The 16,979-nt window shown below is 71.1% G+C and carries 20 protein-coding genes; 11 read left to right on the forward strand and 9 right to left on the reverse strand.

Translation table 11 applies throughout. From position 1 onward, the window contains the following. Positions 1–873: 873 nt before the first annotated feature. On the reverse strand, positions 874–1,569 hold the full coding sequence (locus WFK95_RS00630) for a DUF6474 family protein (protein WP_068523324.1): 696 nt from the start codon (positions 1,567–1,569) through the stop codon (positions 874–876). Positions 1,570–1,665: 96 nt separating this feature from the next. Between WFK95_RS00630 and WFK95_RS00635 the strand changes: the two genes are divergently transcribed. Beyond that, on the forward strand, positions 1,666–3,213 hold the full coding sequence (locus WFK95_RS00635) for a TM0106 family RecB-like putative nuclease (protein ID WP_336669581.1): 1,548 nt from the start codon (positions 1,666–1,668) through the stop codon (positions 3,211–3,213). Here WFK95_RS00635 and WFK95_RS00640 read toward each other — a convergent pair. Continuing rightward, positions 3,210–4,151, reverse strand: a complete 942-nt coding sequence (locus WFK95_RS00640; RefSeq protein WP_336669582.1) for an iron-siderophore ABC transporter substrate-binding protein — start codon at positions 4,149–4,151, stop codon at positions 3,210–3,212. The genes WFK95_RS00635 and WFK95_RS00640 overlap by 4 nt on opposite strands. Positions 4,152–4,233: 82 nt before the next feature. After that, complete coding sequence (locus WFK95_RS00645; RefSeq protein ID WP_336669583.1) at positions 4,234–5,313, reverse strand: hypothetical protein; 1,080 nt, start codon at positions 5,311–5,313, stop codon at positions 4,234–4,236. A 184-nt stretch (positions 5,314–5,497) separates the two neighbouring features. Between WFK95_RS00645 and WFK95_RS00650 the strand changes: the two genes are divergently transcribed. The 3 genes from WFK95_RS00650 to WFK95_RS00660 all read left to right on the forward strand — a co-directional run bounded on the left by WFK95_RS00650 (position 5,498) and on the right by WFK95_RS00660 (position 7,695). Further along, positions 5,498–5,989: a helix-turn-helix transcriptional regulator gene (locus WFK95_RS00650; protein ID WP_068523327.1), complete on the forward strand. Its 492-nt coding sequence runs from the start codon at positions 5,498–5,500 to the stop codon at positions 5,987–5,989. Between the two features lie 90 nt (positions 5,990–6,079). Further along, the gene (locus tag WFK95_RS00655; protein ID WP_068523328.1) at positions 6,080–6,592 is read left to right on the forward strand and encodes a hypothetical protein; all 513 of its coding nucleotides are present in this window, start codon (positions 6,080–6,082) and stop codon (positions 6,590–6,592) included. Further along, positions 6,583–7,695 carry an MAB_1171c family putative transporter gene (locus tag WFK95_RS00660; RefSeq protein ID WP_224644929.1) on the forward strand — a complete coding sequence of 371 codons (1,113 nt, stop codon included), beginning with the start codon at positions 6,583–6,585 and terminating at the stop codon, positions 7,693–7,695. The genes WFK95_RS00655 and WFK95_RS00660 overlap by 10 nt, the downstream gene beginning before the upstream one ends. 3 nt (positions 7,696–7,698) lie before the next feature. Here WFK95_RS00660 and WFK95_RS00665 read toward each other — a convergent pair whose 3' ends face one another. The 5 genes from WFK95_RS00665 to WFK95_RS00685 form a co-directional block, all read right to left on the reverse strand. Next, entirely contained in the window at positions 7,699–8,457 is a 759-nt protein-coding gene (locus tag WFK95_RS00665; protein WP_224644930.1) for an SDR family NAD(P)-dependent oxidoreductase, read from the reverse strand. A 59-nt stretch (positions 8,458–8,516) separates the two neighbouring features. Then, a complete protein-coding gene (locus WFK95_RS00670) occupies positions 8,517–9,251 on the reverse strand; it encodes a TMEM165/GDT1 family protein (RefSeq protein WP_336669584.1) in 735 nt (244 codons plus the stop codon). A gap of 299 nt (positions 9,252–9,550) precedes the next feature. After that, entirely contained in the window at positions 9,551–10,156 is a 606-nt protein-coding gene (locus tag WFK95_RS00675; RefSeq protein ID WP_336669585.1) for a class I SAM-dependent DNA methyltransferase, read from the reverse strand. Between the two features lie 94 nt (positions 10,157–10,250). Continuing rightward, complete coding sequence (locus tag WFK95_RS00680) at positions 10,251–10,853, reverse strand: superoxide dismutase (protein WP_224644933.1); 603 nt, start codon at positions 10,851–10,853, stop codon at positions 10,251–10,253. Between the two features lie 169 nt (positions 10,854–11,022). After that, the gene (locus tag WFK95_RS00685; protein WP_224644934.1) at positions 11,023–11,199 is read right to left on the reverse strand and encodes a hypothetical protein; all 177 of its coding nucleotides are present in this window, start codon (positions 11,197–11,199) and stop codon (positions 11,023–11,025) included. A gap of 275 nt (positions 11,200–11,474) precedes the next feature. On the opposite strand from WFK95_RS00685, the gene WFK95_RS00690 reads away from it, so the two are divergent. The 7 genes from WFK95_RS00690 (at position 11,475) to WFK95_RS00720 (ending at position 16,286) form a co-directional block, all read left to right on the forward strand. Further along, positions 11,475–11,873, forward strand: a complete 399-nt coding sequence (locus WFK95_RS00690; RefSeq protein ID WP_336669586.1) for a hypothetical protein — start codon at positions 11,475–11,477, stop codon at positions 11,871–11,873. Between the two features lie 74 nt (positions 11,874–11,947). After that, entirely contained in the window at positions 11,948–12,367 is a 420-nt protein-coding gene (locus WFK95_RS00695; RefSeq protein WP_336669587.1) for a DUF2752 domain-containing protein, read from the forward strand. A gap of 47 nt (positions 12,368–12,414) precedes the next feature. Beyond that, positions 12,415–13,320 carry a S49 family peptidase gene (locus WFK95_RS00700; protein WP_224644937.1) on the forward strand — a complete coding sequence of 302 codons (906 nt, stop codon included), beginning with the start codon at positions 12,415–12,417 and terminating at the stop codon, positions 13,318–13,320. A gap of 132 nt (positions 13,321–13,452) precedes the next feature. Continuing rightward, a complete protein-coding gene (locus WFK95_RS00705) occupies positions 13,453–13,803 on the forward strand; it encodes a rhodanese-like domain-containing protein (protein WP_336669588.1) in 351 nt (116 codons plus the stop codon). Further along, a complete protein-coding gene (locus WFK95_RS00710; RefSeq protein WP_336669589.1) occupies positions 13,803–14,636 on the forward strand; it encodes a DUF4328 domain-containing protein in 834 nt (277 codons plus the stop codon). The genes WFK95_RS00705 and WFK95_RS00710 overlap by 1 nt, the downstream gene beginning before the upstream one ends. Beyond that, complete coding sequence (locus tag WFK95_RS00715) at positions 14,621–15,379, forward strand: glycerophosphodiester phosphodiesterase (protein ID WP_336669590.1); 759 nt, start codon at positions 14,621–14,623, stop codon at positions 15,377–15,379. Before WFK95_RS00710 ends, WFK95_RS00715 begins: the two co-directional genes overlap by 16 nt. A gap of 10 nt (positions 15,380–15,389) precedes the next feature. Next, complete coding sequence (locus WFK95_RS00720; protein ID WP_224644941.1) at positions 15,390–16,286, forward strand: DUF5926 family protein; 897 nt, start codon at positions 15,390–15,392, stop codon at positions 16,284–16,286. A 30-nt stretch (positions 16,287–16,316) separates the two neighbouring features. Here the strand turns inward: WFK95_RS00720 and WFK95_RS00725 are convergent, their stop codons facing one another. Further along, positions 16,317–16,976 (reverse strand): TetR/AcrR family transcriptional regulator, encoded by a 660-nt coding sequence (locus WFK95_RS00725; RefSeq protein ID WP_224644942.1) that lies wholly within the window; start codon positions 16,974–16,976, stop codon positions 16,317–16,319. Positions 16,977–16,979: the final 3 nt, after the last annotated feature.

A 16,979-nucleotide genomic window follows, 5' to 3' on the forward strand; every position in this document is an offset into this window, starting at 1 on the left:
GATGCGGACAGGCTAATGCCGATCATCGAAGGCAGGGAAGGCCTGTCCGAGCTCGCAACGCCCGACTTCTTTCAAGTCCCGTACCCATCGCGCGGTTCCACCGAGCGTGTGGTGGCACTCATGTACTACAACTGCGTATGGGATGTGGAACACGCCCACTCCCCGGCACGTATCTGCCCCAAACCAGGGGGCGCACTATAAATCCGGCGACCCGTAGCACACTGGTGTATGGCCCTCAAGCCTTCCTAAGGCAACCTGGTCGAAGGGAGGCGCCATCCCCGGCTGGGAGTACGTGAACCGCGCGCCGGAGAAACCGCGAATGCATTGCAAGGGTCAGATGACTGGCATCCGACGGACGCCCGACGGACGCATTCCGGAACATGTTCTGATCGACCGAGATCGAGAAGGCGTTTGAAGGCAACAGTGAGATGCTCAACAAAATCCATTGTCGCTATCGCATCGATTGGGGGCAGATCAATTGCAGCGACCTCTGAGAATGTTCGGTTCGTCAATTCCGAAGGCAGCAGAGTCGCCGCATCACCGAACCAGCACCGTACCCGGCTGCGACGGTATCATCCAATACAATACGTTCGGCCGAGGATGATCTGAATGTCATCGACGGCGCGACGCTAAAGAGAAGAGTGTCCACTGGTCATTCAATGAAGCGCGCGATTGCGCGACCACGTTCTACCCCCACCACACGGACGAAGGCTTCTTTCCTCTGTGCCGCGCCTTCGAATCGATCGAACGTGAGGCGAATGCCGTCTTCAAACGAGGAAGGGCGATTGCCAGGCCGATTCTCGTTCGGCAACAGTCCTCAACTTGTCCGACGTCTCCGTGCGGCAGCGCATAACCGCCGCGCGGAGCGCAGGACTAGGAGCTGACGCCGAGGCGGTTGAGGAGGTCGGCGTCGATGCCGTCCAGCTCGCGGGCGATGGCCTGGTGTGCCGGGCGGCGGCGCGCGGGCGGCATCGACTCGGACGCGGTGATGGCCGTGCCCAGGTCGTCGAGGCGCTGCGCGACCGCGGTGGTGAAGGACTTGGTCTCCGCATCGGGGTGCGTGGCCGCCAGCTGGTCCAGCGAGCGACGGGCCGCGGCGACGCGGGCCGAGAGGCCGCCGCCGTAGCCGGCGAACGCCGCGACCTCGTCGACGGGCACGCCGAGGCGCGAGGCCTTGGCCGCATCGAGCTGGTTCCGGCCGGCCTGCGCCGCGCGATAGGCGATCGGCACCACGACGGGCGCGAGCAGGCGCGCGGTCGAGATGTAGCGCTTGAGCCGCGCCTCGGAGAGGAGCTTGCCGTCGACGGCCGCGCGGGCCTGGGTCTCGGCGATCTTCAGGTTCGCCGCATCGGCCTTGCCCTGCGCCTTCGCCACGATCTTCGAGCGCTGCAGGTCGGCCTTCAGCGCCTTGCGCTCGCTCTTCGACGCGTTCTTCACGACGCGCTTGGCGTCACGGTCCGCGTTCTTGGCGGCGAGCTTCGCCTCGAGGCGTCCCTTGGACTTGAGCGCCTTGGCCTGCGCGCGGCGCTCCGCGCGGGAGGACTTCGTCTTCTTGCCGAACAAACCCATCAGTGCACGTCCTTGTAGGTCAGTACTGCCGTCCGGTACAGCATTGCACAGCGCGGCTCCGCGGGTTGTCGGTGCCGCCCGCCATACTGCTAAGCAGTGGACATCGACCAGGGCATCAAGACGACTCCGGTGAGCGCGCGCTCGCTCACCGGTTGTCGGCACCGTCTGGCGCTCGAGGCCCGCGCCCCGCAGGGCGAGCCCGACCCGGGCATGGCGCTCCGGGTGGAGGCCGCGGCCGGCTTCCGCGCGTCCGTCCGCGACAGGCTGCCGGGGCTCACCGTCATCGAGCCGGGGGAGGGCGCGGTGCGCCGCACCCTCGCCGCGATGGAGGCGGGAGCCGATCGGATCTGGAACGCCGTGCTGCCCACCGCGCACGACCGCCGCGGTCACAGCGAGCTCCTCGTCCGCCTCGCCGACGGCTACATCCCCGTCATCGTCGTCAACCACAAGACCTGCGACCCCGGCGCCGGCGCGGTGACGTCGCCGCTGGACCGCTGGGAGCCCCGCGAGGACGAGACGGTCCGCTCCCGCCAGCACCGCGGCGACCAGATGCGCCTCGCGCACCTCACCCGGATGCTGCAGGACGCGGGCTTCGCGTCGCGGACGCTGCTCGGCGGGAGCATCGGGGTCGACGGTGCGCGCATCGTCGTCCAGGAGGTCGGGCCGCTCCTCGCCGCCTACGACGAGCGGTTCGCGGACCGTCGGGCCGTGCTGGCCGGCACCGTGGAGACCGAGCCCGTGCGGGTGGCCGAGTGCCGACGGTGCCCGTGGTGGCCGCAGTGCGCGCAGACCCTGACGCTCGCGCGGGACGTGAGCCTGGTGGCCGACGGGCGCTCGGCGCCCGGGTTGCGCGAGGCGGGCATCGGCACCGTCGACCAGTTGGCCGAGTACGCGGGGCCCCAGCCCGAGGACGTGCCCGTGCCCATCGCCGACCTGCGGGCCATGGCCCGCGCGTGGCGGGACGGGCAGGTGCTCGTGCGCCGGCAGCCCGAGGTGAAGGTGCGCCGGGCCGACGTCGAGGTGGACGTCGACATGGAGAGCTACCAGGAGTACGGCGCCTACCTGTGGGGCACATGGCTGCGGCGCGACGGCGTCGACCTCGGCTACCGGCCCTTCGTCACCTGGGACCCCGTGCCCACGCGCGACGAGGCCCGCTCGTTCGCCGAGTTCTGGGCCTTCCTCATGGACCGTCGCGCGGAGGCGCACGCCGCGGGCAAGACCTTCGCCGCGTACTGCTACTCGCAGAACGCCGAGAACAAGTGGCTGCTGGCCTCTGCGGACCGGTTCGCGGGCGAGCCGGGCGTGCCCGTGCGGCGGGCGGTGGAGGAGTTCATCGCCTCGCCCGAGTGGGTCGACATGTTCGACGCCGTCGGCGACGCCTTCCTCTCCCTCGAGGGTCGCGGCCTGAAGAAGGTGGCGCCGGTCGCCGGATTCCATTGGCGCGACGCGGAGGCCGGCGGCGAGGCGTCGATGCTCTGGTACCGCGTGGGCGTCGGGATCGACGCCGGCTTCGCCGACGAGGACCGGGCCGTCCAGCGGCAGCGGATCCTCGACTACAACGAGGACGACGTGAAGGCCACCGCGGCGCTGCGCGCGTTCATGTCGAGCGAGAAGGTGCTCGCGCTGCCGGTCGTGGGCGGCTAGGGCCTGCCGGCCGTGAACCTCTGCATGTCGGCGAGGACGCGCTCCGCGGCGACGGTGGACGCGTTGAGGAACCAGGGGTCGACGTCGACCTCGAAGGCGCGCCCGCGCTCGACGACCGGCAGCTTCTTCCACAGCGCCGCCTCCGTCATGTCGCGCGAGGCCTTCGGGAACGAGTAGAACAGCCAGTCGGCGTCGAGCATCCCCACCTCCTCCGGCGACAGCGCGCGGCTCGCGACGTCGGAGAAGCGTTGGGCCGGAGGGCGGGTCAGGCCGGCGTCCGTGCCGACGATGCTCGCCAGGGCCAGCGTCCCGAAGTACAGGTACTGATCGCCCCGCGCCCGGACCAGCGAGACGGTCGCGGCGTCGCCGCGCGACTGTGCCCACGCGCGGGCGCGGCCCTCGTAGTCGGCGAGCAGCTTCTCACCGGCCTGCTGCCGCTTCAGCGCCTCGGCGACGGTCGTCAGATCGGTCTTGAACGCCTCCGAGCCGCCCGCGGTGAGCACGGTCGGGGCCATCTTCGCCAGCTGCTCGTTGAGGGACTTGTCGGCCCGCTTGTTCGACAGGATCAGGTCGGGCTTGAGCGCGGCGATCTTCTCCGGGTCCGGCGTCATCCGCTCGCCGACGATCCGGATCGCGTCGAGGTCGTACTTGTCGCCGAAGGCGTCGCGGATGAACTGGGGGATCCCGGTGCTGTTGCTCGCCTCCGGGGCGACCACCGCGAGGCCGACCGGCACCGTCCCCAGAGCGAGGCAATGATCCAGGTGCCCGGTGGAGAGCGCCACGACACGCTTCGGGCCGTCGTCGCCCGTCTGCGCGGACGTGCCGTCGGCGCCGCACGCGGACAGCGCGGCAGCGGCGCCCAGGCCGCCCGCGCCGAGGAGCAGCGATCGTCGGCTGAGGGGGCGGCGCAGCGGGGAGCGAGTACTCGGGGAGGTCATCGCTTTAGGTTAGGCTAAGGATAGTTGGAGTGGTGCGGGCGCCCTCGTGCCGGCGAGAGGGACTCGGGATCTGCTCGGGGGGCTAGGCCTGGGCCTGGCGCATATGCGCGCGGCGCAGGGCGTCGGCGAAGCTGCCGCTGCCCAGGAGTGCGATGCCGCCGAGGATGGCGATCATCGCGGGGGAGAGCTGCCGCGCCGTCTCCGCCGCGACGGGCGCCACGCGCTGCGCGGAGGTGTACGCCGCCGCGAAGACGGTGCTGTTCCCGCTGCTGCCGGAGCTCTGCTCCGTCGGCGTGCGGTCGGTGTTCGACGGTGCCGGGGCCGCGGGGGCCGGAGCCGCCGGCTTCGGGGCGGCGGGCTTCGCCGGTGCGGGAGCGGGGGCCGGGAGCACCGGGCCCGCCACGACGATCGGCGGGACGATGACGGGCGCCACGACGACGGGGGCCGCGGGCGCTACTGCCGCAGGACGCGCCGCCGGAACGCTGGGGGACTGCGCGGTGCCGCCATCACTGCCGTCGTTGACCGAGGACGTCGACTCGGGGAGCGGATTGCCGGTGCGGACGCCGCTGCCGCTGGAGATCGAGGCGCCGCCGGAGCCGGTCGAGTTGGTGGAGCCGGCGGACGAGCTCGACGACGAGCCCGAATCGGAGCCTCCCGCGCTGGGAATCGTGGGCGGGGTCGCGGTGCCGGTCGAGCCGCCGCTGCTCGAGCCGCCACCGCCGAAGATGCCGCCGATGATGCCGATCAGGCCGCCGCCGTGGCCGTGGCCCTTGTCCTTGTCGGGCTTGTTACTGCCCGTCTCGGTCTCGTCGCCCGTTGTCGTGCCGGCGCCGTTCGATGACCCGGTGTCGTTCGGCTCGTCCGAGCCGCTGCCGCGAGAGGAGCTGCTGCCGGCTCCGAAGCCGTTGCTGCCGATTCGGGAGTCGTTGCCCGTCGCTCGACCCGCGGTACCTGACGTGGATGATGCGTCGCCGGCATCACTCGACGACGAGGAGTCGCTGCTTCCGGTGCTCTGCGAGGTCGAGCTACCCGAGCCGGAGCTGTTGTCGGAATCCGACGAATCGGGGGTCGCCCAAGCGGGCGCGGAGGCGATGGCGCCGATGGCGAGAGCGGTGATGCCGATGGCGCGAAGTCGACGCGGGAGATGGGTCGGACGCGACACAACACACCCCTTCCGCTCTTCATCCACAGGCGTAGGTAAGAATACAGTATCCGCCCATGCGGACGATAGTCGATCACGAAGCGGTCGTGTTCCATGGTGAAGTGCGCTATAGTGTGATCGAGGCTTGTGGACTCGCAACATAATGTGTTCCGCGGGTCACAGGTCGTGCCGGTGATAGAGAGGGATGGCACAAGTGGATACAGGTAATAAGTACGACAGCGACGCTCTGGTGGGCCAGGGCCTGTTCGCGAGTCGGCTCGAGGAGCTGTTCCGCACGGTGCCCGGCCCGAACGGCCGCGCATTCACCGCGAAGGCGATCGCCCAGCGCTCGACCGCCCTGGGCTTCCGCCTGGGCGAGTCGTACCTGAGCCAGCTGCGTTCCGGCAAGGCGAAGTCGCCGTCCTTCCGCACCGTCGAGGGCATCTCGGCCGCGTTCGGCGTGGACGTGCACTACTTCCTCGAGGACGAGGCCGCCCAGCGCACCCGTGACCAGATCCACCTCATGCGCCTGCAGGCCGACACCAAGGTGCAGATGGCCGCGTTCCGCCTGGCAGGGCTCTCGCCCGACTCGGTGAACATGGTCAACGAGCTCATCAAGGTGTTGCGAGTGCAGCAGGGCTTGCCCGCCGACCCGCCCGAGCTTCCCGTAGACTCGCGCGAAAATGAGGGGCTCTAGCCTCACCGGCTGACACGCCGCAGCCCGTCCGGGCGCCGTGAGTGTGCCTCCGGCGCGCGTCGTCCCTCTACGACCGTGTGGAGGTGGGCTATGCGTTCCGTCAAAGCGCTGCGCCGCCTGTGTGAGAACGAGGTGCGCAGCCTCGACCTGGACCTGCCCTTCGACGCGGTCCAGCTGTGCGAGAAGTACGGCAAGCGGCGCGGCCGCGACATCCTCGTTATCTCGCAGCCGCTGCCCGTCGGCATGCCGAACGGGCTGTGGCTCGTGGGCGACGACGCGGACTACTTCTTCTATCAGGCGAACACCTCGCGGACGCACCGCGACCAGATCATCATCCACGAGTTCGGCCACCTCATCGCAGGCCACCAGAACGCCGGTCCAACAGCGGCCGCACCGCAGACCGCGGAGATGTCCTCCCCGGAGGCCGACGCCGCCCTGCACCGCACCTGTTACGACGACGAGCACGAGTGGGAGGCCGAGATGATCGCCTCCATCATTCTCGGCTGGGCCTCCGAGGCCGGCGCCCTCGCGGGTCGCACCGCCAAACACGACAGCCTGCGCGGCATCCAGCGCGCCCTGGGAGGTCATTCCCGGTGGCTGTGAAGCTCGTGAACGTACTCGGCGTCGCGTTCTTCACCCTGGTGTTGTGCTGGCGCATCGACCGGCTCTACCGCGCGAAGGCCGGGATCCAGGCCGTCGCGGTCACCGTCGCCATCGCCGCGCTCACGCTCGCCGTGCTCCTCCTCGGCTCGCCGCTCGCTCCCACCATCGACGGTGCGCTCTGGCGCGGCGCCTCCCGCCTCGGCGGCTACGCCTCGCTGGCGCTGGGCGTCGCGGCGCTCGCCGTCGCCTTCTTCTACGGCCCCACCGAATCCGCCCGGCAACGTCGCGCGGGGATGGAGGCGATCCCGCTCATCGCCGCCGTCGTGGGCCTGTCCGTCGCCATGAACGTGACGCCGCCGTCGTTGCGCGACGCCAGCCTCGACACGCTCACCGTGCAGGAACTGGGCTTCGCGGTCTTCTTCGTGATCGCGGGCGGCTACCTGATGTACGGGCTCGCGGACTGCGTGCTCTCCCTGACCCGGCTGATGCCCTTCGCCGACGGCTACCTCACGACGTCGCTGCGGCTCATGTCGGCGGGCCTCGCGATCACCGCCGTCGGCTCGCTCACCCAGGTCGCGTTCGTGCTCACCAGCGCGGGCCACGTCGCCTCCTGGCCGGTGCTGCTCACCCTGTCGCAGGCCTGCACCGCGGGCGGCATCCTGCTGTTCGTCGTGGGCCTGAGCTACCCGGGCGTGCGCGGCTTCGTCGTGCAGATGCAGTACCGCAAGAAGCACCGCCGGGACTACAAGCGGCTCGAGCCGCTGTGGACGCTGCTCACCACCGCGGTCCCCGAGGTGGTGCTCGACGCGGGCAAGGCCCGCCGTGACCCGCACCTGCGCTTCCAGCGCCGCGTCGTCGAGATCCGCGACGTGCTGGTGCAGCTCAGCCCCTACCTGCCCGAGGACTTCGGCGACGGGGTGCCCGAGGAGAACGTGCACAACCTGCTCGTCGCGATCGACCTGCGCAACGAGGCCGGGGCGGCCCCGGCACCGTCGTCGATGGTGCTGCCGCCCGACGGCCCCTCCATCGACGACGACGCCGCCCCGCTCCTCGTCCTGTCGGACGCGGTCGGGGCGACGCCGGCGGAGGAACTGCAGATCTAACGGCTACCGCGGAGCCATGCGGAGTGCGCCGTCCATGCGGATCGTCTCCCCGTTGATGTAATCGTGCTCCGCGAGGAAGTAGGCCAGCTGGGCGTACTCGCTCGGCTCGCCCAGGCGCGACGGGAACGGGATGCCCGCCTCGAGCGTCTTCTTGAACTCCGGGGTCACGCCGGCCAGCATCGGGGTGTTGATGGTGCCGGGGGCGATGGTGTTCACGCGGATGCCGAACTGCGCCAGGTCGCGCGCGGCGGTGATGGTCATGGCGTGCACGCCGCCCTTGGACGCGGTGTAGGCGATCTGGCCGATCTGGCCCTCGAACGCCGCGACGGAGGCGGTGTTGACGATGAGGCCGCGGGAGCCCTGCTCGTCGACGGCCTCCTGCTTGCTCATCTGGTCGGCGGCCAGGCGCATCACGTTGAACGTGCCCACCAGGTTGATGTTGATGACCGTCTGGAACAGCTCCAGCGCGTGCGGGCCGTTCTTCGACAGGATGCGGCCCGCCCAGCCGACGCCGGCGCAGTTGACGGCCACGCGCAGCGGCCCCGCCTTGACGGCCTCGGCGATCGCGGCGAGGACCTCGTCCTCCTTGGTCACGTCGGTCGCGACGAGGTGCACGTTCTCGACCGGGGTCGCCTTGTCGATCGACGGCTGCAGGTCGAGGCCGAAGACGGTGGCGCCGGCATCGGCGAAGCGCTTCGCGGTGGCGGCGCCGAGGCCGGATGCGCCACCGGTGACGATGACGGAGGAGCCGGAGACGTCCATGGCTGGTTCCCTTCTGTAGTGGAGCGCACTCGCCGGTGGGCGGCGCGACCCACCTCACATTAGTGAAGGGCGGTTCTTCCGGGGCCGGGGGTGCTCTCCTCGGGGACCTCGGGGTTCGACGGTGCCGCCGCCGCGGCGCGGTGCGCCCGGCGCACGACGAGCCCGCCGCCGATCATCGTGACGGCGACGACCAGCCCGGTGACGATCCGGCCGGCACCGTCGAGCTCCGGCCAGGCCTCGGCCAGGAGCCACGCGCCGAAGCCGAAGAACAGGATCGTCGCGCCGATGGCGATGGCCCGCTCCGGCAGCCTCGAGCCGAGCAGCGCGCCGACCGCGATGGCGAGGGCGTCGGCCGCGACCATGCCGAGCGTCGAGCCGACCCACACGCCGAACCAGTTGTGCTGCGTCGTCAGGGTGATGGTGGCGAGCATCGTCTTGTCGCCGAGCTCGGCGAGGAAGAACGCGGACGCCACGGCGAGGAAGACGGAGCGGGTGACCCGGTCGGCGGTGCCGCTCTCGTCGTCGGAGAGGGTGTCGCCGCGCCAGGTCCAGAAGGCGAAGACCAGCATCGAGATGCCCGCGACGGCGGTGATGAGCTGGGTGGGGATGGCGGAGCCGAGCGCGAAGCCGATGCCGACCGACGCGATGTGGGTCAGCGCCGTGGCGGCGGTGATGCCCAGCAGCACGACCCACCACTTGAAGCGGGCGGCGAAGGTCATCGCCATGAGCTGGGACTTGTCGCCGAGCTCGGCCACGAAGACCACGGCGAAACTGATGAGCAACGCGTTGAGCACGGTGCATACCTCCTGCGAAGACCTGTGCCACACGGATCCGACCGTCGGACCGCGCAAGTGGCACAAAGGTCTCGCCCACCGGAGGTCTTCCGGTTCGCGCGGCCGGGCTCTCGCCAGTGTGTCGACCGCGCGATTGGGGGCTACTCCCCTTCGTGCGAGCTCCAGGCTAGTCGCGTGTCTCTGAAATGACAAGTAGCGCAGGAGTTTTGGAGCCCTGTCTTGATTCTTCACGGGCCCGGCCCGAGGGTTTCGGGTACCCGGATCCGACGGTGCCGGGCGCCCGGCACGGTGCCGCGTGGTCAGTCGCGGACGGCGAGGAGCTGCGCCATGGGGAAGCGGTAGTCCTTGTCGCGGACGACGATCCGCCACGCTTCTTCGAAGCCGGCCTCGGCGAGGACGCGGGCGAACTCGTCGGGATGCCAGCGCCAGGCGGGGGCGACGGCGTGGTCGAAGGCGAGCGGCGGCCCGGGATCGTCGGCCGCCTGGAAGGCGACCATGACGGGTGTGCCCGCGTCGACGCGTCGCGACCAGGCGCGCACCGTCGACCGGACCTCGGCCGGTTCCACGTGGATCAGGCTGAACCGGGCGAGGATCGCGGCGATCGGGCCGTCGGGCAGGGCGGCGAGGGAGGCGTCACCGTCGACGAAGGGGACCTCCGGGTGCAGGCGGCGCGCGTACGCGAGCATGCCGGGGCTGGGGTCGACGCCGATCACGTCCAGGCCGCGCCCGGCCAGGTCGGCGGCGACGTGGCCGAGCCCGCAGCCGACGTCCACCGTCCGGCCCGGGCGCCCCGCGGCGGCCTCCGCGAACGCCGCCGCGGCGTGCCGCTCGATGGGGTACTGGTACGGCTCCGGGAACATCTCGGCGTACGTGTCGGCGAGGGCGTCGTATCCCGGTTGTGTCATGTGCCCACTGTGTCAGGAGGCACTGACACCGGGAACGACGAAACCCCGCCGGCGCGATGCGCTGGACGGGGTCTCGAGGCTGAGGAAGAAGGACTCAGGCGGTGGCGGCGGCGTAGCGCGCGGCGACGTCGTCCCAGTTCACGACGTTCCACCAGGCCTTGACGTAGTCGGCCTTGACGTTCTTGTACTGCAGGTAGAAGGCGTGCTCCCACATGTCCAGCTGGAGCAGCGGGGTGAGGGCCTCCGAGATGTTGCCCTGCTGATCGGTCAGCTGCTGGATGATGAGGCGCTGGCCGATGTGGTCGTAGGCGAGCACGGACCAGCCGGAGCCCTGCAGGGTCATCGCGACGGCGTTGAAGTGGGCCTGGAACTTGTCGAAGCCGCCGAACTGGTCGTCGATGGCCGCGGCGAGGTCGCCGACCGGCTTGTCGCCACCGTTGGGCGACATGTTCTTCCAGAAGATCGAGTGGTTGGTGTGGCCACCCAGGTGGAAGGCGAGGTTCTTGCTCAGCAGCGGCGCCTTGGTCGCGATCGAGCCGTCCTCGCGGGCCTCCGCGAGCTGCTCGAGGGCCTGGTTGGCGCCGGCGACGTACGCGGCGTGGTGCTTGCTGTGGTGCAGCTCCATGATCTCGGCCGAGATGTAGGGCTCGAGAGCGCTGTAGTCGTAGTCGAGTTCCGGCAGAGTGTAGACGGCCACGTCTTTCCCTTCGATTGCGGAAGCGATCGCTTCCTGTTTCGTCCTTCGTACTCTTCCAGCCTTTCTTATCTGGAATGGTTCCGCAATAAGGACGGCCGAAAGCGCATGAAGTGCAGTTGAGGTTCGCGGCGCGGACCGGCGAGAGCCGACGGGGCGTTCAGGCCGGGTGTCAGCCCAGGACGACGATGAGCACCAGCGCGAGTGCGAGCACGCCCACTGTCAGCAGCGTGCGGGTCAGCGAGCGCGAGAAGTACACGGTGCAGGAGCTGCGCGACGCGGCGTCGGGACCGGCGGAGAGGGAGTGGGAGTGCTTGACCGTCATCGCGCCGCCTTCCGTGTGTTGCACCTGTGAAGCTCGTCACAGATGTGGTGTGGAACACTGTAGCGGACCTTCAGGGCTGTAGGAAATCGATCCCGGAACACGGCGGGATCCGGCGCCGGTGGACAGTCGGGCCGAGAATGTCCGATGTTTGTTGTTCATTCAAGCAAATGTGACCTATTAGACCGATGGATTGATTTACGGCGTCCACCTGCGGCGGCGCGACGCCGTCCGATAGAAACGCGGTCGGTTCCTATCGCAAACGCTTGGAATCCCGGGTGCGGCGCGGGAACATGGTGGACATGACCGGAACCAGCTTCGGGGCGCGCACCCAGCGCCTCAGCGGGGATCGGGCCGGCCGCGTTCGCACCCTCGTCGGCGGCCGCCAGACCCGCGCCGACATCATCGTGTCGATGACACTGCTCGTGGTGTCCTTCACGGCGACGATCGTCAACCTGGCGCTCGCCGCGCGCGCCATGCCCTCGATCCGCGAGTGCGCGGCCATGGCCTGCACCTACACGGGCACCTTCGACGTGCTGGCGATCACCTTCCTCACGTCGCTGCTGCTCGGCACCACCTTCGGCGCGCACGCGGTGCTCAACCTGCTCAACCGGCGCAACGCCTGGGGGTACGCCCTGCTCGACGCCCTCGTCTCCTTCGGTTGCCTGTTCGGCGGCCTCGCCTTCGCCTCCGCCTTCTGACCCGCAGATCCACGCCGTGGCCCGAGGCGGTGGGCCCGGGCGCCAGGTCCGCGCCCGGCGCTAACCTGGGGGCCATGACCACGACCGCGCCGTCGCCGTCCGCACGCCTGCGGGCGGCCGCGTGGCCGCTCGCCGCCGCGGCGGGCACCGGCGCCGTCGTCCTCGCGCTGCACCTGCGCGATCCGCACGTCCAGAACAGCTGGGGCGTGTGCCCGCTGTACGCGGCGACCGGCCTCTACTGCCCCGGCTGCGGGGGCCTGCGCGCCGTCAACGACGTCACCAACGGCGAGTTCCTCGCCGCCCTCGGCTCGAACGCCCTGATCTACCCGGCGGGCGCCGTGCTCGCGTGGCTGTGGCTCGCCTGGCTCGGCCGGCGGGTCGGATTCACCGTGCCGGCGGTGCCGCAGAACAAGTACCTGTGGATCACCGTCGGCGTGCTGGCGGTGGTCTGGACCGTCGCGCGGAACTTCCCGGGTTCGCCGCTGGCGCCCTGACCTGCGGCGACGGCGGAGTGTCGGATTCGCCCGCTACCGTCGGGTCCATGAGTCCCCTCGTGACCGATCTGCAGGACGCGGCCAAGGCCGCCAGCCACCGCGTGCGCGCCGCCCTCGGGCAGGCCGGCGGCGTCGTCCCCGTCGTGCGCCTCGAAGGCCCCATCGCGGCGCCCGCCATGTCGGGCGGGCTCGGCCGCGGCACCCTCAACCTGGCCGGGGTCGAGTCGGTGCTGCGTCGCGCCTTCGAGACCGACGATGCCGTCGCCGTCGCACTGGTGCTCAACAGCCCCGGCGGCTCCCCGGCGCAGTCCGAGCTCATCGCCGCCCGGATCCGGCAGCTCGCAGCGAAGCACGAGCTACCCGTGCTCGCCTTCTGCGAGGACGTCGCCGCGTCGGGCGGGTACTGGCTGGCCTGCGCCGCCGACGAGATCTTCGTGACCACCACCTCGATCGTCGGGTCCATCGGCGTGATCTCCGCGAGCTTCGGCGCGAAGGAGCTGATCGGGAAGATCGGCCTCGAGCGCCGGGTCTTCACCGAGGGCGACGCCAAGCACCGGCTGGACATGTTCGAGGACGTCCGCGAGGGCGACGTCGAATGGCTGCACGGCCTCCAGGGCGATATCCACAGCGCCTTCCGCGAGTGGGTCACAAGCCGCCGCGGCGAGCGCCTCGGCGACGACCCCGCCCTGTTCACCGGCGAGGTGTGGATCGGCCGCAAGGCCGTCGACCTGGGCCTCGCGGACGGCGTCGGCACCCTGCGCGGGGTCCTGGAGGAGCGCTTCCCCGACGCCGAGATCGAGGCCATGCACACCCCGAAGCCGCTGTTCGCCCGCCTGCTCGGCGGGACCGCGGTCGACGGTGCCGGTCTCGCCGCCTCCGTCACGGCGGGCGTGCTCGACGGTGCGATCGCCGGCCTGCAGCGCCGCGGCCTGTGGGCGAATTTCGGGGCTTGACATGCTCGATCCACAGGGCGCGGAATCCGCGCTGGTGAAGGGCTCGCCGCACAACCCTCAAGTTGTGGATGAGCCTGTGGAAACTGTGGATGAATCGTCGGCGGTCCCCGGCGCGCGTGGAAGACTGGAGCCATGACGGACTACCCCGCAGACGGTCCGATCCCCGTCGACGCGTTGCCCGCCGACCTCGCCGCGGCGGCGGGCCTCACCGTGCTCGACGTCCGGGACCAGGGCGAATGGGACCTCGGTCACGCGCCCGGCGCCGTGCACCTGCCGCTGCCCGACCTGCCCGTGCGCTTCGAGGAGATCGACCTCGACGACCAGGTGTACGTGATCTGCCGCGGCGGCGGCCGCTCCGAACAGGCCGTGCGCTATCTCGAAACCGTGGGGATAGAAGCCGCCGTCGTGGACGGCGGGATGATCGCCTGGGCGTCCGTGGGACGGCCCGTCGTGCGGCCGGACGGCAGCGAGGGGACCGTCTGATGCACCCGAGTCCCGCGCGCACCGCGCAACCCCGCGGCCGCCTGCGCTGGCTCGCCCGGCGCCCGCCGGAGACGCTGCCGGTGCCGCGGCGCGCACCGTCGGCCCCGAAGCCGACGCCGCGCTACCCCGCGACCCCGCGCTGGGGCCTGCGCCAGGACTTCACCCCGGCCGCGCCCGCCGCGCCGACCACCGCGGAGGCCGCGGCCGAGGCGACCCCCTTCGTCCTGCGGCTGACCACCGGCATCGTGTTCGCGGCGGCCCTCGTGGAGGGCCTGGCGTACCTCCTGCTCGTGATCAACCGATCCGGTCCCCTGCCCGGCTGGCTCGCCGTGATCGCCACCGTCGCCGTCTTCGCGGCGGGCTGGCTCGCCGTGATCGCGGTGATCGCGCTGTTCGTGGTGCTCGCGCTGTGGCTGCGGGTCGCGCGCGAGCGCGCGTACGCGGCCCTCGGCACCCGCGAGCCGCGCCCGGCCTGGCAGCTGTGGGTGTACTGCCTGGTCCCGGTGGTGAATCTGGTGGCCGCGCCGGTGCTCGTGCTGGAACTGGCCGACGCGCAGCGGCGCGCGGCGGGGGAGCCGACGGATCGTCGCGCGATGTTCATCCGGCGATGGTGGGCCGGGTGGGTCGCGCTGACTATCGTCACCGTGGGGTGCACGGCGTACTCGCGCGCGGACGGCGGCCTGCAGCACGGCGCCGACGCGATGGTCTACACCGCGCTGACCTACCTGCTGAGCGGGGCGTTCCTGCTGGTCACGGCACGGTTGGTCCGGATGATCGACGGGGGGCCGACGGCCCGGGAGCAGGAGGACGGGACGCGATGGTTGGCGGCGTAGCGGGGATCGTGGCGCATCGGGGCGCCAGCGGCGAATACCCGGAGCACACCTTGAGCGCCTTCGAGGCCGCGGTCGCCGAGGGCGCCGACGCCATCGAGTGCGACGTCCGGCTCACCAAGGACCAGCACCTCGTCTGCCTGCACGACCGCACCGTCGAGCGCACGTCCGACGGGACCGGCGCCGTCTCCGAGCTCGACCTCGCCGACCTGCAGGCGATGGACTTCGGCTCGTGGAAGCGGCCCGGACATCCCGAGTCCGTGGTCACCCTCGACGAGCTGATCGAGCTCGCCCGCACGTCCGGACGCAAGCTCTTCGTCGAGACCAAGCACCCCGTGCGATTCGGCGGCATGGTCGAGCAGAAGCTGCTCGCGGCCCTGCAGCGCCACGGCCTCGCCAAGTCCGGCGACCTCGCCGACGCGCCCGTCATCGTCATCTCCTTCTCCGGCTCCGCGGTCTGGCGCGTGCGCCGCAACGCCCCCGGTGTGCCCGCGGTGCTCCTCGGGGAGGCCTCGCGGCTGCTCGGCGGCGGCGCGGCCACCGCGGTCCGCGCCCAGGGCATCGGGCCGTCGGTGGACTCGCTGCGCGAGCGGCCCGACACCGTCGCCAAGGCCCGCGCCGCCGGGCGGTTCACCTACTGCTGGACCGTCGACTCCGAGGCCGACGTGGCGCTGTGCAACGGCCTCGGCGTGGAGTGGGTCGCCACCAACCACCCGGCCCGCACGCGCTCCTGGCTGCGGGGATAGGCTGCCGGGCATGGGTAGACGCGAACGCAATGCCACTCCCCGCGAGGGATCGAACCGTGCCGAGAAGCTGGCCGCCCAGCGCGCCCGCGCCGAGGCGAGCGTCGCCGACACCGGCCGTCCCTTCGAGGGCCTGGCCGCCGAGTGCGACATCGTCGCGCTGCGCAACTTCGTGCCCAGCGCCACCGCGCCGCTGAAGGTCGCCGGAGCGAACCGCGAGATCCGCCTCGCGACGGTGCTCCCGGGCGCCGCGCAGGCCCTCGTCCGCGAGGAGGCCGACGGGGTCATCGGCTACGCCGCCCTGCAGACCGCCATCCGCCCGCTGCAGCCCGGCGCCGCGCTCGCCGGCGCCGCCCGGTTCGCCGCCGACGCCGCGGTGGGGGAGGCGCTGTCCGAGGAGTCCGACGGTGCCCTGCTCGAGGTCCTCGAGGCCGACGCGCCGCTCGAGGTCACCGTGCACAAGGACTTCGACTGGTGGCTCGCCGGCGACGCCGACGCGCAGACCCGGCAGCTCGTCGAGCACGCCAACTCGCTCATCACCCCGGCCGCGCGCCTCGACCTGGGCGCCGACGGCATCGGCGCGCCGTGGTGGGCCGACACCGGCTCCAAGGCGCACCTGCGCTGGGTGCACCCCGCGCCCGAGGACGAGCTGATGGCCGCCCTGGCCCGCGTGCACGCCGCAGGAGGCCTCACCGTGGGCGAGGGCTCGCGGTTCGCCGGCTCGTTCCGCTCCGACGGCCTGCTCGTGCCCGTCTTCGACCTCGACCGCGAGTCGCACCCCGACGAGTGGGTGCCGGGCACCGTCGAACTGGCGAAGCGCCTCGCCGAGGCCCTGACGGACGACTCCGAGCTCACCGCCGCGCAGCGACGCTCCCGCGACGGCCTGCGCGGCCGCCAGGTCTCGCTGTAGGCCGGGCCGGCTGATCCGGCCCCGGCCGGGTCAGCCGTGGAAGCGGTCGCCGAGGGCGCCGCGGAGGTACGCGCGGATGGTCTGCCGCACGTCGTAGGTCTCGGCGCTCGGTGCCAGCGAGCCGAGCGCGCTCGACAGGCGGGGCCGGTCCAGCACGTGCTGCGGGATCTCCCGGTCCACCCACGCGCTCGACGACGGGCGGGCGTCGCGCATCGCCTGGTTGGTGCGCACGGTGACCTCGCCGATCGTGAACCGCCACAGCGCCAGCAGCAGGTGCAGCGCCTCCTGCTCGGGGATGCCGATCTCGTCGGTGGTGCGCAGGAACTCGTCGAAGGCCCACGCCGAGTAGGCGTCGATGATCTCGTCGGCAGAGAGCACGTCGACGACCCACGGGTGTTGCGTGAGGTGGTCGATCACGGTGAGCTGGAGTTGCACCAGCCGCTCGTGCGGGTCCTCGGCCAACTCGGGCACCGGCGTGTTCCACGACTGGTGCTCCAGCACCGCGCCGAGCAGGTCGTTCTTCGAGTCGAAGTAGTGGTAGATGCCCATCGCGCTGATGTCGAGGCGCGCCGCGAGGGTGCGCATCGAGAACTTCAGCGGGCCGTCGGTGGTGAGGATGTCGGCCGCCGCGGCGACGACCTGCTCCCGGTTCACCTTCGGCGGACGGCCGATCCGGCCGCGTTCAGTCATGGC

It is taken from the genome of Tsukamurella sp. USMM236 (assembly GCF_037148755.1).
GTDB lineage: Bacteria > Actinomycetota > Actinomycetes > Mycobacteriales > Mycobacteriaceae > Tsukamurella.

Coding starts and splice junctions, on each gene's coding strand:
- WFK95_RS00630 (WP_068523324.1), bottom strand. CDS start 1,569: ATGGGTTTGTTCGGCAAGAAGACGAAGTCCTCCCGCGCGGAGCGCCGC.
- WFK95_RS00640 (WP_336669582.1), bottom strand. CDS start 4,151: ATGACCTCCCCGAGTACTCGCTCCCCGCTGCGCCGCCCCCTCAGCCGA.
- WFK95_RS00650 (WP_068523327.1), top strand. CDS start 5,498: ATGGCACAAGTGGATACAGGTAATAAGTACGACAGCGACGCTCTGGTG.
- WFK95_RS00655 (WP_068523328.1), top strand. CDS start 6,080: ATGCGTTCCGTCAAAGCGCTGCGCCGCCTGTGTGAGAACGAGGTGCGC.
- WFK95_RS00665 (WP_224644930.1), bottom strand. CDS start 8,457: ATGGACGTCTCCGGCTCCTCCGTCATCGTCACCGGTGGCGCATCCGGC.
- WFK95_RS00675 (WP_336669585.1), bottom strand. CDS start 10,156: ATGACACAACCGGGATACGACGCCCTCGCCGACACGTACGCCGAGATG.
- WFK95_RS00690 (WP_336669586.1), top strand. CDS start 11,475: ATGACCGGAACCAGCTTCGGGGCGCGCACCCAGCGCCTCAGCGGGGAT.
- WFK95_RS00695 (WP_336669587.1), top strand. CDS start 11,948: ATGACCACGACCGCGCCGTCGCCGTCCGCACGCCTGCGGGCGGCCGCG.
- WFK95_RS00700 (WP_224644937.1), top strand. CDS start 12,415: ATGAGTCCCCTCGTGACCGATCTGCAGGACGCGGCCAAGGCCGCCAGC.
- WFK95_RS00705 (WP_336669588.1), top strand. CDS start 13,453: ATGACGGACTACCCCGCAGACGGTCCGATCCCCGTCGACGCGTTGCCC.
- WFK95_RS00710 (WP_336669589.1), top strand. CDS start 13,803: ATGCACCCGAGTCCCGCGCGCACCGCGCAACCCCGCGGCCGCCTGCGC.
- WFK95_RS00715 (WP_336669590.1), top strand. CDS start 14,621: ATGGTTGGCGGCGTAGCGGGGATCGTGGCGCATCGGGGCGCCAGCGGC.
- WFK95_RS00720 (WP_224644941.1), top strand. CDS start 15,390: ATGGGTAGACGCGAACGCAATGCCACTCCCCGCGAGGGATCGAACCGT.
- WFK95_RS00725 (WP_224644942.1), bottom strand. CDS start 16,976: ATGACTGAACGCGGCCGGATCGGCCGTCCGCCGAAGGTGAACCGGGAG.